Source organism: Paraburkholderia sp. WC7.3g (assembly GCF_050436345.1).
Taxonomy (GTDB): domain Bacteria; phylum Pseudomonadota; class Gammaproteobacteria; order Burkholderiales; family Burkholderiaceae; genus Paraburkholderia; species Paraburkholderia podalyriae.
In genome coordinates, this window is record NZ_JBNDMA010000001.1 from 1621390 (window position 1) to 1636197 (window position 14808).

The 14808-nt window shown below is 62.7% G+C and carries 11 protein-coding genes; 7 read left to right on the forward strand and 4 right to left on the reverse strand.

The genetic code is table 11. The features are described from left to right. Window positions 1-8: 8 nt before the first annotated feature. From gudD to OKW43_RS07520, 3 genes are all read left to right on the forward strand, one after another. Window positions 9-1358, forward strand: coding sequence for a glucarate dehydratase (gene gudD, locus OKW43_RS07510; RefSeq protein ID WP_429446273.1), 1350 nt, complete (start codon window positions 9-11; stop codon window positions 1356-1358). 511 nt (window positions 1359-1869) lie between these two features. Then, window positions 1870-4143, forward strand: coding sequence for a beta-glucosidase (locus OKW43_RS07515; protein WP_429446275.1), 2274 nt, complete (start codon window positions 1870-1872; stop codon window positions 4141-4143). 138 nt (window positions 4144-4281) lie between these two features. After that, the gene (locus OKW43_RS07520) at window positions 4282-5079 is read left to right on the forward strand and encodes a peptidylprolyl isomerase (RefSeq protein WP_429446277.1); all 798 of its coding nucleotides are present in this window, start codon (window positions 4282-4284) and stop codon (window positions 5077-5079) included. 49 nt (window positions 5080-5128) lie between these two features. Here the strand turns inward: OKW43_RS07520 and OKW43_RS07525 are convergent, their stop codons facing one another. Beyond that, window positions 5129-6637: an MFS transporter gene (locus tag OKW43_RS07525; protein ID WP_429447357.1), complete on the reverse strand. Its 1509-nt coding sequence runs from the start codon at window positions 6635-6637 to the stop codon at window positions 5129-5131. Between the two features lie 776 nt (window positions 6638-7413). Between OKW43_RS07525 and OKW43_RS07530 the strand changes: the two genes are divergently transcribed. Together OKW43_RS07530 and OKW43_RS07535 are read left to right on the forward strand one after the other, a co-directional pair. Next, a complete protein-coding gene (locus OKW43_RS07530; protein ID WP_429446279.1) occupies window positions 7414-8121 on the forward strand; it encodes a dienelactone hydrolase family protein in 708 nt (235 codons plus the stop codon). Window positions 8122-8326: 205 nt separating this feature from the next. Further along, entirely contained in the window at window positions 8327-9568 is a 1242-nt protein-coding gene (locus OKW43_RS07535) for a Zn-dependent hydrolase (RefSeq protein WP_429446281.1), read from the forward strand. An 8-nt stretch (window positions 9569-9576) separates the two neighbouring features. Here OKW43_RS07535 and OKW43_RS07540 read toward each other — a convergent pair whose 3' ends face one another. Next, the gene (locus OKW43_RS07540; protein ID WP_187614207.1) at window positions 9577-9882 is read right to left on the reverse strand and encodes a panthothenate synthetase; all 306 of its coding nucleotides are present in this window, start codon (window positions 9880-9882) and stop codon (window positions 9577-9579) included. A 134-nt stretch (window positions 9883-10016) separates the two neighbouring features. Continuing rightward, window positions 10017-10640 carry a methylated-DNA--[protein]-cysteine S-methyltransferase gene (locus OKW43_RS07545; RefSeq protein ID WP_429446283.1) on the reverse strand — a complete coding sequence of 208 codons (624 nt, stop codon included), beginning with the start codon at window positions 10638-10640 and terminating at the stop codon, window positions 10017-10019. 301 nt (window positions 10641-10941) lie between these two features. Here OKW43_RS07545 and OKW43_RS07550 point away from each other — a divergent pair, with 301 nt between their 5' ends. Together OKW43_RS07550 and OKW43_RS07555 are read left to right on the forward strand one after the other, a co-directional pair. After that, a complete protein-coding gene (locus OKW43_RS07550) occupies window positions 10942-12339 on the forward strand; it encodes a leucine-rich repeat-containing protein kinase family protein (RefSeq protein ID WP_187634440.1) in 1398 nt (465 codons plus the stop codon). After that, on the forward strand, window positions 12336-13316 hold the full coding sequence (locus tag OKW43_RS07555; protein WP_429446286.1) for a substrate-binding domain-containing protein: 981 nt from the start codon (window positions 12336-12338) through the stop codon (window positions 13314-13316). The genes OKW43_RS07550 and OKW43_RS07555 overlap by 4 nt, the downstream gene beginning before the upstream one ends. Window positions 13317-13383: 67 nt before the next feature. Here the strand turns inward: OKW43_RS07555 and OKW43_RS07560 are convergent, their stop codons facing one another. Beyond that, window positions 13384-14775, reverse strand: coding sequence for a short-chain fatty acid transporter (locus OKW43_RS07560; RefSeq protein ID WP_187634442.1), 1392 nt, complete (start codon window positions 14773-14775; stop codon window positions 13384-13386). Window positions 14776-14808: the final 33 nt, after the last annotated feature.

Genomic DNA, 14808 nt, shown 5'->3' on the forward strand with positions numbered 1-14808 from the left:
CTTTTCCCATGTCCACGAAACCTACCGAATCGATCGCCACGCCGGTCGTCACCGAACTGCGCGTCGTGCCCGTCGCCGGCCGCGACAGCATGCTGATGAATCTGAGCGGCGCGCATGGTCCGTTCTTCACGCGCAACATCGTGATTCTGCGCGACAGCGCGGGCCATACCGGCGTCGGCGAAGTGCCGGGCGGCGAGAACATCCGCAAGACGATCGATGACGCGCGGCCGTTCGTGGTCGGTCAGTCGATCGGCAATCTGCAGGCGATCCTGAACAAGGTGCGCACGCAGTTCGCCGATCGCGACGCTGGGGGGCGTGGCCTGCAGACCTTCGATCTGCGCACGACGATTCACGCGGTGACCGCGCTCGAAGCGGCGTTGCTCGACCTGCTCGGACAGCATCTCGGCGTGCCGGTCGCGGCACTGCTCGGCGAAGGTCAGCAGCGCGACGAAGTGGAAATGCTGGGCTACCTGTTCTATATCGGCGATCGCAACAAGACCGATCTGCCGTACGCGAACAACGCCGGTGCGTGTGACGACTGGGAGCGCGTGCGCACCGAAGTCGCGTTGACGCCGGAAGCGGTCGTGCGGCTCGCGGAGGCGGCGCAGGCTCGCTACGGCTTCAACGACTTCAAGCTGAAAGGCGGTGTGCTCGCCGGCGACGCGGAAATCGAGGCCGTGACGGCACTCGCCGAGCGCTTCCCCGAAGCGCGCGTGACGCTCGACCCCAATGGCGCGTGGTCGCTCGCGGAAGCGGTACGCCTGTGCCGTGACCAGCACGACGTGCTCGCTTACGCGGAAGATCCGTGCGGCGCCGAGAACGGCTACTCGGGCCGCGAAGTGATGGCCGAGTTCCGTCGCGCGACCGGCCTGCCGACGGCGACCAACATGATCGCGACCGACTGGCGCCAGATGGGTCACGCCATCCAGCTGCAATCGGTCGACATTCCGCTCGCCGATCCGCATTTCTGGACCATGCAGGGCTCCGTGCGGGTCGCGCAGATGTGCAACGACTGGGGCCTCACGTGGGGTTCGCATTCGAACAACCACTTCGACATTTCGCTCGCGATGTTCACGCACGTCGCGGCTGCAGCGCCAGGCAAGATCACCGCGATCGACACGCACTGGATCTGGCAGGACGGTCAATTCCTGACGCAAGATCCGCTGCAGATCGTCGGCGGCAAGGTCAAGGTGCCGCAGAAGCCGGGCCTCGGCGTCGAACTCGATATGGACGCGCTCGAAAAGGCGCACGCGCTGTATCAGCAGCACGGCCTTGGCGCGCGCGATGACGGCGTGGCGATGCAGTATCTAATTCCGAACTGGAAGTTCGATAACAAGCGTCCGTGCCTCGTGCGTTAAAGACGCTTCAACCTGCATGCAGAGCCTGGCGGGCTGCACGAACAGTGCGGTCCGTCAGGCTTTTTTTGTTTGGTTTCAGAACCGCCGCGACTTGGCTCGATACGCGAATTGTGAATTCTAGAAGCTCATCAGACGTCCGTGCATTGCCGTAAGCCACTGTTTTTATTGATTCTACGTAAACCCTAGTCGTCTGATGACGAATTAAACATTACGATGTCTTCACTGGAAAGCAGAGCAGAGCAGGGCGGCAGAAACAGCGGACGGAACGCTGGCAATTAATGAGATAGCAGTCCTTCATATCAGAACGACCGATGCCCATCGCGCATTGGTGCGTATAACAAATCGAGGAAAGACAATGTCTGTGAGATTCATGCAGAGGAGAACGGCCGCCGCCGCAAGTATCGTGTTCATTCTGGCGGCGTGCGGAGGAAGTAATAGTCCCAACCCAACGACAGCGGCTTCTAACCCAGCCTCAAGCCCGACCTCGACGCCGACATCCGCGATGCCTTGGATGAATACGTCACTTTCTCCCGAAGCACGCGCTGCACTGCTCGTTCCTGCAATGGCGCTTGCCGACAAGGAAGAGCAATTGACCGGTTCGAATCCAGGCATCCTGCCTGAGTTGCCGCAGTGCTACGGTGCCCGGCACATTCTTGGGCTCGCGAAATACGCGATTCCGACGCTGCGGATTACGAATGGGCCTGTCGGTATCGGCCAGAATGACTGCGTTTCTCCTTCCGTATCGGGCTTCGCCGCTTATACGGATTCCAGTTCCGCCAAGGCGACCGCCCTTCCGTCAGCCATCGCCATGGCTGCTTCGTTCGATCCTTCCGTAGCGACCCAGTTTGGCAACGTGGTTGGCGTAGAGGGAGGAAATCTGGCTCTGCACGTATTCGAAGCGCCGGGTATGAACCTGGCAAGATTGCCCGTGGGGGGACGCAACTTCGAATACATGGGCGAGGACCCCTATCTCACCGGGACGATGGGGGTCGCCGAAATCCAGGCTGTGCAAGCGCACGGCATGATCGCAATGGCGAAGCACCTGGTGGCGAATGAGCAGGAAACGAACCGCATGACGATTCAGGAGAGTGTGGACGATCAAACGTTGCACGAACTCTATCTGCTGCCGTTCGAGATGGCGGTGAAAGCAGGAAACGTCGGCGCCGTCATGTGTTCGTACAACTCGGTGAACGGCTTTTCGATGTGCGAGCAAAAGCACATCCTGTCCGATGTCCTGCGCGGACAATGGGGCTTCAAAGGCTACGTGCAGTCGGACTTCTTTGCGGCGCATAGCACCGCGCCGACCATGCTGGCGGGCATGGACAACGAGATGCCGCTTCCGCAGAACTGGTCGCTGGCGAACCTGAATGCGGCCTTGGCCTCGGGGCAGATCCAGACCTCCGATATCGACAATGCGCTGCTGCGCCGATATACGCAGATGTTCCGCGCGGGTATCTTCGATCGGCCCATTGCGCAGAGCGCTATCAACGCAACGGCTGACGGTACGGTCGCGAAGCAGATCGGCGAGCAGTCGGCAGTACTGCTGCAGAACAACGGGACCTTGCCGCTGAACAAGACGGTTCGAAACGTACTCGTGGTCGGCAAAACGACGCAGGTCTATGCTCAGCAAGCTGTTGCTGGAGGCAGCTCTGTCGGTCATCCGATGGGTTCGGGAGGCGGCAGCTCCGACGTCGTCGCCTTGTACACCGTTACACCGGTGCAGGGCATCAAGGACACGCTTGCCAATCTCGGCAATACCGGCGTTCAGGTTCATCTGGCGCTCGTCGACGACAACAATTCGACCGGCACGATTGACGGCGCGGCCGCAACCATCGCCGACGTCAAGACGGCAGCCACCGGTGCCGACGCCGTCATCTTCATGGCTGGCTCCATGTCGGAGGAAGGGGCCGACCAGGCGAGCTTCACGGACTCGACGGGCCTGACGCTCGACACCGGCAAATACCTCAATACGCTCGACTGGTATGCGCCCAAGCCGAGTTCGATTACGACCTCGAGTTCCGCCAAAAACAGCAACACGCTCGCGTTGCTCCAGACCATCGTCGCGGCAAACAGCAACACCGTGCTCGTTCTGAAGGACAGTGCCGCCGAAGCGCTCGATCCTTCGATCCTCAGCGGAGGGACATCCGCGGCGAGCGCGATTCTCGAGACCTGGTTCCCTGGCGAGGAAGATGGGCACATCGTCGCGGATCTGCTGTGGGGCGTGGCGAATCCGTCCGGCAAACTGCCGGTGACGTTCCCACAGATCGGCCAGGGTTTTATGGATTCGATCACGCCTTTCCAATACCCTGGCGTGTCGATCAACGGAAGCCCGACGGTGACGTATTCGGAAGGGCTGAATGTCGGTTATCGCTGGTATGACGCGATGGGTAAGAGCCCGGCATTCCCGTTCGGCTTTGGTCTTTCTTACACGACCTTCACGATTAGCAACCCGACCGTTAGTACCGGAGCGAACGGCACATACACGGTTACCGCAGTCGTGAAGAACACGGGTTCCGTGGCGGGCGCCGAAGTTCCACAGGTGTATATCGCGCTGCCGTCCTCTGCGGCAGAGCCGCCCAGGCGTCTGGTGGGGTTCCAGAAGGTGAGCCTGAACGCTGGCGGGACGCAGACGGTGTCGATCTCGATCGATCCAGCCGCGCCGAATCATCCGCTCAGCACATGGAATAAAGATTCGCAGCAGTGGACGATCCCGACCGGTTCCTACTCTGTGTATATCGGGAACTCGTCACGCAGCCTGACTCTTGCGGGAACCATCACCCGATAGAGGCGCGTAGGGCACCAGCGTCTGATCAGGTCCGATTCCTGATCAGACCTGGCGCTACACACAGACCTTTGGCGATCGTTCGCTAAAGTGCTCGAACCAACGTAATCGGTCCGCTTAATGAAAGTACTATCACGACGAATGTTGGCACTTGTGCTCGGTGCAACGCTCTGCCTGGTTACGAGCGCAGCAGAGAAGCCTTTTGTCACGGTAAACGGCAAACCGGTCTCTCAGGCAGACGCCGATTTGTATATCGGACAGGCGCATGCCCAAGGCTTTTCCGATTCGCCTCAATTGACGGACCGTGTCCGGGATGAACTGATTCGCCGCGAAGTTCTCTTCCAGCAAGCGCACAAGGTCGGCTTCGACCGGAACCCGGAAGTCGCGGCACGTGCCGAGGCCGCCCGGCAAAAGATTCTCGTGCAGGCGCAGGCGACGTGGGAGATCGAAATCGTTAGAGCGTACATGCAGGACTTTCTAAAAAAGAACCCACTCAGTGACGCTCAACTGAAGGCGATGTACGACGACATGAAAGCGAAAGGCGGCAGCACCGAATATAAAGTCCGCCATATCCTCGTCAAGGATGAAGGCGAGGCAAAAGACTTCATTGCGAAGCTCAACAAGGGCGCGTCGTTTGGCGAGCTCGCAAAGGAATCGATCGATTCCGACACCAGATACAACGGCGGAGATCTGGGCTGGATAACTTCCAGCAAAGTGGTCAAGCCGTTCGCCGACGCGGTTTCGCATTTGCACAAGGGCGAATACACGCAGACCCCGGTCAAGACCGGATACGGCTTTCATGTTATCGAAGTCGATGACACTCGCCCTTTGCAGGTTCCGTCGTTCGCAGACATGAAGCCGATGCTGTACCAGCAGGCACAAGCGGAACGCGTCGACACAATGGTGAAGAATCTTAGAGCGAAAGCCACCATTCAGTAAGCGGCCGAATCACGTTCGAGTTTTTTATTCGCTCGATTGATCCGGGTGCTCAGCTCTTACGAAACACCACGTGCGAGATCCGCTGCACGAGAAGCGCGGCCGCCAGCGATGCCACCGCGGTCAGCCACACACCGATGTGAATCGACTGCACCAGCGCATCGCGTGCGCTATCGATCAGCGCGAGCGTATCGAGCCCCGATGTCTTCATATCCTTGATCAATTGCGTGCGCGACGCGTCGTCGATCAGGATGCGCAGATCGACGATACGCGGCCGCCATTGCGATGCGGCCGGTTCGCCGAGAACGCTCATCGTGCGCGTGACGACGTTGCGATAGTGATGCTGCACGACGGTCGCGACGATGCTGGTGCCGAGCATGCCGCCGACCATGCGCGTCGATTGCAGGAGCGCGGTCGTGATGCCGAAACGTTCGCGTCCGGCGATCTCCTGGCCGAACACGTTCAGGTTGTTCAGGATGAAGCCGAGGCCGATGCCGACCGCGCCCATCGGCAGCACGATGCGCACGTGCGGCGTATCCGGATTCGCGAACGCCAGCGCGATCGACGCGAACATCAGCAGCCCGAAGCCGATCGTCAGGATGCGCGTCGGCTTCTTCATGTGAATCACGATGCGGGTGTTCAGCAGACTGCCGAGCGCGATGCACGCGGCGATCGGCGTCGCGAGCAGGCCGGCCTGCTGCGGCGATAGACCGAAGCCGCCTTGCAGCAGCAAAGGCGCAAAGAAGATCAGCGAGAACATCACGAAGCCGGACAGCATGCCGAGCGTGAATAGCGTGACGAGCTGCGCGTCCTTGAACAGATCGAGCGGAATGATCGGATGCGTGGCGCGCTTTTCGCACCTGAACAGCGCGACCGCGCCGGCGATCACGCACGCGCCCAACACGAGGTTGCCCACAGTGAGGCCATTTTTCGGCACCGCTTCGATAAACGCCTGCAAGCCGCCGAGCACGCCCGCGACGAGCCCCGCGCCGAGCCAGTCGATCTTCACCTCGCCAACATGCGGCCGCCGGAAATTCGGCAGATGCATCCAGATGAAATAGAGTGCCGCCGCGCCGACCGGCAGGTTGACGAGAAACGTCGAGCGCCAGCCGAGGTGTTCGCTCATCCAGCCGCCGAGCGAGGGGCCGGCCGCGGTACCGATGCCGTAGGCCGCGGCCAGCACCACCTGCCAGCGCACGCGGGTGCGCGCGTCGGGGAACAGATCGGGAATCGACGCGAACGCGGTGCCCACCATCATGCCGCCGCCGACGCCTTGCAGCCCGCGCGCCATCGCGAGAAACAGCATGCTGTTGGCGAGGCCGCACAACACCGACGCGACCGTGAACGTGATCACCGCGGCGATCACGAAGCGCTTGCGGCCGAAGTAGTCGCCGAGCCGCCCGAACACCGGCACGGTGACGACCGAGGCGAGCAGGTACGCGCTCGCGATCCACGCGAAATATTCGAAGCCGTGGAGCTCGGCGACGATCGACGGCAGCGCGGTGCTGACGACGGTCTGGTCGAGCGCGACCAGCATGTTGACGAGCCCGATGCCGAGCATCGCGTAAAGCGCGTGGCGAAACGGCAGGGCGGGGGCGGCGGAACTGGCGGGGGCGGTGGAATTCACGGATCGGGCAGAAAGCGGTTCGGGGGTGGGCGCTGCACGGCGGATCGCGGTCAGGACCACCGCGATTCTAGGCAAGTTGTCTGACTTCTTATGGATTATACGGGGTTTTCCCTGGTCAAAACTATGGGTCGCCCGAAAAACAACGCGTCGCAATACGTCAAGTTTTCAGCCCACGTAACCCACTAATTGGATAAAGAGCGCTTAAATGTATGCGTGAAATTACGCGTCGCGCGGGCATGATTAATCGGTATACGCAATTTTGATGCGGCCGCGAATTGACAAGCTATTGCGTGAATCGGAATTGCAAAAGCGTCATGTATAAAAAAGAAGCCGACACAATGTGTCGGCTTAAAGATTCTGGCGTCCGAGGATGATTGCCAGAACCTGAGAGACATGAAGCCGCAAGGCCGAGTTGCTGCTTGACAGCAGCTTCCAACAGCAAACGACTGGGGACGTGTTTCGCCGATCGTTGATCGATCGGATGTTGATCCAGAAAGCATGGCGGCGAGTATAACGTCGTCAATCGACTTGTGGAACCGAGCGTCGGCGAATTAATTAATGAATTTTTCGTTAATGTTTGTCTCCATATTGTCGGATTCACATAACGCGCAGATTCAGCGAGAGCGCGCTCGCGCTGACACGATTCCGATAGAACAGAAGACGGGGTAGGGGCGCTATGCTAGCGGTTTTGTTCACTCGAGGAGCGACCGATGACCCAACCCGCAGGTTCGATGATCACGTTCAACCGTCCCGACGGCAAGCAGCTACAAGGCTATCTCGCGAAGCCTGAAAAAACCGCAGGCGCGCCCGCGGTCGTCGTGATCCAGGAATGGTGGGGCTTGAACGACCAGATTCGCGGCGTCGCCGACCGCCTCGCGAAAGCCGGCTACTTCGCGCTCGTGCCCGATCTGTATCGCGGCAAGTCGACGGTCGAAGAGGATGAGGCGCACCATCTGATGAGCGGCCTCGATTTCGGCGACGCCGCGACGCAGGATGTGCGCGGCGCGGTCCAGTATCTGCAGCAGCACGCGGCGAAGGTCGGCGTGACCGGCTATTGCATGGGCGGCGCGCTGACGTTACTTGCGCTGTGCAACGTGCCCGAACTGGCGGCCGGCGTCGTCTGGTATGGCTTTCCTCCGCTCGACTATATCGACGCATCGAAGATCAGGATGCCGGTGATGGGCCATTGGGCTCTGCAGGACGAGTTCTTCGCCGCCGAGACGGTCGACGCGCTCGAAAAGAAACTCACGGACGCGAAGGTCGACATCGAGTTTCATCGCTATCTGGCGCGTCATGCGTTCGCGAACGAAGCGGCGGTCGGGCCGGGGCGCATCGCGAAGACGCAATACGATCCGGTCTGGGCGCAACAGGCGTGGGATCGGACGCTGACATTCTTTGGCCGCACGCTGTGGAAATGAGCTGGTGAATGGCGCAAGCGGACGGCTCGTCCGCTCTGACGGTCGACAGCGTGCTGGCGGTGTCGCAACTGTCGCGGAACATCGCGTACGGCTGGGGATTCAATAGCGCGTCGGATTTTCAATCGGGCGTTCAGACGTGCATACGATATGACGCCGGGCGATTTTCGCGCGGCGGCATCGGCAATCAATTCATGGAGATGACAACGTGGTGAAGATCGATCCGGACCGGCTGATGGCCGACCTCAAAAAGCTGCGCGGTTTTGGCGCGACCGGTCCCGGCGTGGTCCGGCTCGCGCTGTCGCCGGTCGATCTGGCGGCGCGCGAATGGCTGGCCGGCCGGATGACGGAGGCGGGACTCGACGCGCGCATCGACGGAGTGGGCACCGTGTTCGGACGCTCGCGCAATAGCGGTCCCGCGCTCGTGATCGGCTCGCATACCGACACGCAGCCGACCGGCGGCTGGCTCGATGGCGCACTGGGTGTGATGTACGGGCTCGAAATCGCCCGCGCGCTAGCGGAGCACGACGCGACGCGGCACCTCGCCGTCGACGTCGCGTCGTGGATCGACGAGGAGGGTACGTTCTCGGGCCTGCTCGGCAGTCGCAGCTTCGTCGGCGAGGCGGTCGACGAATCGATTCGCGGCGCCACGAATCGGCAGGGCGAACGCTTGGCCGACGTACTCGAGGCCGCTGGACTGGCGGGTCGGCCGCGTGCCCGTTTCGAGGCCGGGCGCCAGGTCGCGTATCTGGAGCCGCATATCGAGCAGGGCGGACGACTGGAAGCGATCGGCAAAGCGATCGGCGTCGTCACGACGATCGTCGGGCTGCGCGAATCGCGGCTGCGCTTCACGGGTCAGCGCAACCACGCGGGCACGACGCCAATGTCGATCCGCCGCGACGCCGGCGCGGCGCTGGTCGCGTTCATCGCGCGGATGAACGACGCGTTCGGGCAGCTGGCGGACGCGTATACCGTCTGGACCGTGGGCCGCATCGATCTCGATCCGGGCTCGATGAGCGTCGTGCCCGGCGCGGCCGACATGTACCTGCAATTCCGCGATGCGAACCCGGCACGGCTTCAGGCCATGGAACGCGCGCTCGCGGAACTGGTGCGCGACTTCAACGCGCACGACGCGGTGAGCGTCGAATTGCAGACGCTCGACGAGCCGATCGAACCCGTCAGCATGGACGCCACGCTCGCGGAGCACATCGCGCGAGCCGCCGAAGCACTCGCGCCGGGCCAGTGGCTGCGCATGCCGAGCGGCGCCGCGCACGACGCGCAGGTGATCGCGCGTTGCATGCCGGCCTGCATGATGTTCGTGCCGAGCATCGGCGGCGTGAGTCACGACTTTATCGAGGACACGGCCGACGAGCATATCGTGCTCGGCTGCCAGATCGCGGCGATGGCCGCGGCTTCGATGCTGCTGGAGCTATCGGCTGGGCATTCCTGAGGGCCGCGCTACTTCCACTTGTCGCCGAGCGCGTCGAGCCCGGCTTTCATCAGATCCTCGGGCAGCATCGCGATGCGCAGCTCGCAGTCGGCGTCGAGCGTCAGGAACCACGGTTCGGCAAGCGCGGGGATCGCCGATGCATCGGCGACCTCGACGACCGCCACCGCGCCGCGTTTGCCCTGCTGCTCGGTGAAGTAGATGGCTTCTGGTTTCATGTCATCGAGGATCTTTCTCATCAGGTCGCCGATTCGGCCTTCGCGCACGAGTGTGCTGAACGGTTCGTTCGGTATTTGTATGTTGAGAAGCATGCGCATGTCATTCTCCTGTTCGATACTCCAAAGAGCATCTTAAGGATAGGTGTTGCATGCGCGGCCGATGGTGCTGATCGCGGACGAAGCATCGGCGATTACGGCCGATGGGTGGCGCGCCGTGCCGGGTGTGCGCTGCTTTAGCTACCGAACAGCGAACCCTGCGTTCCCCGGCTCGGCTGACGATGCGCCGGTTTCGCGGGCGCATCGTGCTTGACCGCTTGCGCCGCTCCCCGCTCAGACGCCTGCCTTTGCGCGTGGTCCGCCGCTGCATCGAGCGATGTCTGCCCCGCCTCCAGCGAAAGCAGCAGCATCTTGTTAGCGAGGCCGCCGGCAAATCCAGTCAGATCGCCCGACGCGCCGATCACGCGATGACACGGCGCGACGATCGAGATCGGATTCCGGCCGTTTGCCGCGCCCACCGCGCGCACCGCATTGACGTTGCCGATCTGCTGCGCGATCTCCGAGTAGCTGCGCGTCTGGCCGAACGGAATGGTCAGCAGCGCGCGCCAGACCTGCTTCTGGAACTCGGTGCCCTGAAAGTCGAGCGGCAGATCGAAGGCCTCGCGCGTGCCCGCGAAGTACTCGTGCAATTGCCGCGCGGTCTCGACGAGCACCGCTAGCTCGTTCGCTTCGCTCATCTCGCCGAGTCGCACGCGCTCAGGCTTGTCGTGCTCCCACAGAATCGCGGCGAGGCATTCGCCTTTCGCCACCAGCTTCAATTGACCGACCGGCGAATCGATCAACTTGTATGCATACGTCACTTTCTCAGGCTCCTGACAGGATGGAGGCGCAAGGACTTGCGAGGCCGCGGCGTTTCGACGACCGGACGCGCAAAACTGCATGAAGGCTGCGCCGTTATCCGATAGTGTGTCGCTTGCGTGGCCTGAACGCGCTCCAGATATTGCTGTCTCATTCGCATTCGACATGGCCGCGACGGCCGTGACCCCCGCAACGCTCGCATCACTGTACCGCAGAGAACCCCCAGATGACCTTCGACTCAGTAAAATCGACAGCTTCGGTACGACGCATTGCGGGCGCTACCTGATCTTCTTTCCCACGACTGTGACGACGACTTTAGAACAACTGCGGGCCGGGCAACTGGCGGGTGCGCGCGAACTCAAACTCGCGTGCGGCCTGAGCGAATTTCCGCGCGAGATTTTCGATCTCGCCGATACGCTCGAAGTGCTCGACCTGTCGAACAACGCACTGACGACGCTGCCCGACGATCTGCCGCGTCTGCGCAAACTGCGCATCCTGTTCGCATCCAACAACCCGTTCACCGAGCTGCCCGGCGTGCTCGGCGAATGCGTGCAACTGAGCATGATCGGCTTCAAGTCGAATCGCATCCGCGCGGTGCCGGCGCGTGCGCTGCCGCCGCTGCTGCGTTGGCTGATACTGACCGACAACGACATCGAACGCTTGCCCGCGGAGCTCGGCCGCTGCACGCAACTGCAGAAGCTGATGCTCGCCGGCAACCGGCTGCGCGCGCTGCCCGAGGAGCTGGCCGCCTGCACGCGGCTCGAACTGCTGCGGCTCGCGGCGAATCGTTTCGACGCATTGCCGCGTTGCCTGCTGCGTCTGCCGCGGCTTTCGTGGCTCGCGTATGCGGGCAATCCGTTCAACGCGGCGCTCGAACAGGCGGCACTCGTCGACGCGCCGATCAGCGGCATTCGCTGGGATGCATTGCGGCTCGAACAGCCGTTGGGCGAGGGCGCATCGGGCGTGATCCATCGCGCGACGCTGCACGCTCAAAGCGAGCCTGCGCCGCGTGCGGTCGCCGTCAAGCTGTTCAAGGGCGCGGTGACGAGCGACGGTTTGCCCGACTGCGAAATGGCTGCTTGCATTCGCGGCGGCGAACATGCGAACCTGATCCCGGTACTCGGCAAGGTGATCGCGCATCCGTCGGACTCGCATGGCCTCGTGATGGGATTGATCGATCCGCGCTTCTCCAACCTCGCTGGTCCGCCGAGCCTCGCATCGTGCACGCGCGACGTCTATCGCGACGACGCGCGCTTCGACCTTGCGACGGTGCTCGGCATCGCGAGCGGCATCGCGAACGTCGCGAGTCATCTGCATCGGCGTGGCGTGATGCATGGCGATCTATACGCGCACAATATCCTGCACGGCGGCGCGGGGCGCGCGCTGCTCGGCGACTTCGGCGCGGCGTCGTTTTTTGACGCCGGCGATCGCGAGCTCGGTATCGCGTTGCAGCGGCTCGAAGTGAGAGCGTATGGCTGTCTGCTCGAAGAACTGCTCGAGCGTTGCGCTGCGCCCGGTGGGCTCCACGGACAACCGGACATCGCCGCGCCACTCGCCGCATTGAAGACGCGTTGTCTGAGCGAAGACATCGACAGCCGGCCGCTCTTCGACGAAATCGCCGCCAGCGTCGCGTCGTTCGATCGGCACGTCCGCAACCGGCACGTCCGCAACCGGCACCTCCGCGAAGGAGTCAAGCCATGACGCAGAACATGCGCCGCCGCATGCTGCTCGCGGGCGCGCTGGCCGCGACCGGTCTTACCGGCGTCGCGCTGTTCGGGGACGACGCCCGCGCCGAACTGCTGCCCGGCACGAAGCCGAAGATCGCGCTCGTGCTCAAATCGATGACGGACCCGTTCACGGTCGCGATGGTCGACGCCGCGCGCAATTACCAAGACCACTTCTCGACGCAATTCAGCCTGACGATTCGCGGCACGGCCAAACAGACCGACACCGCCGCGCAGATCCGCATGGTCGACGAGATGATCAGGGCCAGGATGAACGCGATCGTGATCGCGCCGACCGACTCGAGCGCGCTGACCCCGGCGGTCGCCCGAGCGATCAAGGCCGGCATCATCACGATCGCGATCGACAACCCGCTCGACGACGCCGCGCAAGCCGCCGCTGGCATCTCGGTGCCGTTCGTCGGGCCGGACAATCGCAAGGGCGCGAAGCAGGTCGGCGATTATCTGGCGAGGTCGCTGAAGCCCGGCGATCAGGTCGGCATCATCGAAGGCGTCCCGACGAGCAGCAATGCGCAGCAGCGCACGGCCGGCAGCCGCGATGCGATGGATGCCGCGAGCGTGCAGGTCGTCGCGGTCGAGTCGGGTAACTGGGAGTACGGCAAGGCCCGCGACGTGGCCGCGAAAATGCTGGCCGAGCATCCGCAGCTTCGCGCGCTGTTATGCGGCAACGACAACATGGCGATGGGCGCGGTCGACGCGATTCGCGACGCGGGTCGCGGCGGCGGCGTCTATGTCACCGGCTACGACGCGATCGATGCGATCAAGCCGCTACTCGCCGACGGCCGCGTGCTCGCGACGATGAACCAGTTCGCCGGCCGCCAGACCGTGTTCGGCATCGACTTCGCGTTGAAGGCGGTCACCGAGCAGCGCAAGCAGCGCGAGCTGTCGACGGTGATCGAGACGCCGTTGCAACTGGTGACGGCCACGAAACGTTGAGGCGGCGCGCGCGCTATCGGCCCTTTGTTTTGATGGTAGCGAAATCGTTCGACTCAGGTCATCGCAGTTACGGCACGAGCCACAACGCCGCCGCGTAAATCACCAGCGACACCGCGAACGTCACCGCCGTATAGCCCATCACGCGCTGAATCCGGATACCCGCGATCGCGACGATCGGCACGGCCCAGAACGGCTGCAGCATGTTCGAAACGTTCTCGGCCATTGCGACGCCCATTGCGGTGCGCGGCACCGACGCATGCAGGCTGAGCGCCGCGGGCAGCACGAACGGACCCTGTACCGCCCAGTGGCCACCGGCGCTCGGCACCAGCAGCGTGATGATCAGCGAGCTCAGATAGCTCCACAGCGGCAGCGTGACTGGCGACGCGATCGTCACGAACGCCTTCGCGATCATCGATGCGAGACCCGTGCCCTTCATGATGCCCATGATCCCGCCGTACATCGGATATTGCAGCAGCATCGAGCCGGTCTGACGCGCGGCGCGGCGAATCGAATTCGCGTACGCGATCGGCGTGCGTTGCAGCGCGAGACCGATCATCAGGAAGATCAGGATCGTGTTGTTGATGTCGAGATCGAATCCTTCCTTGTGCCACGTCATCGCCAGATAGCCGATGCCGAGCGCGAGCATCAGCAGTGTGCCGAGCATCGACTGTTCGAGGCGCGCCGCGAGCGATGCCTCGCTGCTCGCGCGGGCATGCGGGTCGTCGCTCGGCGCGTCGGCGGCTGCTTCGCCGCTCTGACGAAACGCGACGACGTTCTCCGCCTTCGGATGCATCTTGATGAAGATCGCGGTCATCACGACGACGACCAGCACGGTCGGAATGAACACGAACGGCGCGAAGATGGTTTCGCTGAGCGGCACCACGTGGCCGGTCGCTTTCTCGACGAGATTCAGCGCATTGCCGTGCGATGCCTGTGATAGCGCGATTGAACTCGACAGCCCGCTGTTGCAGATCGACCAGGCCGAATAGCTGCCCGCGACGAGCCATGCGAAATCGACGTCGACGCGTCGCGCGATTTCCCGCGACAGCAACGCGCCGACGATGAGCCCGAGCCCCCAATTGAGCCACGCGGCAACCGCGACGACCGGAAATACGAGCAGCGCGGCACGCGTCGGCGAGTTCGCATGCGACGCGAGCGCGCGCAAACCGCGTTGCACGATCGGCGCTTCCGCGATCGCGTAGCCGGTCGCGAGGATCAGGATCATCTGCAGCGCAAAGCCCAGAATGCCGAACGTGCCGGTGTACCAGGAATCGAGCAGCGTCGGCAGTGTGCCGGTCGGGGCGATCAGCATCGCCAGCACGGCGACGAAGAACGTCAGGCAGATCGACAGTACGAACGGGTCGGGCATGACCTGCTCGAAAACATAAACCAGCCCTTCGACGATGCCGCGCGAAGTGGCCGGTCGGCCGGCGGCGTGAGGGGGAGTGTCTCGCTTCATGTGTGTGACTCTGTGTAGTGCCCGGCCATGTGC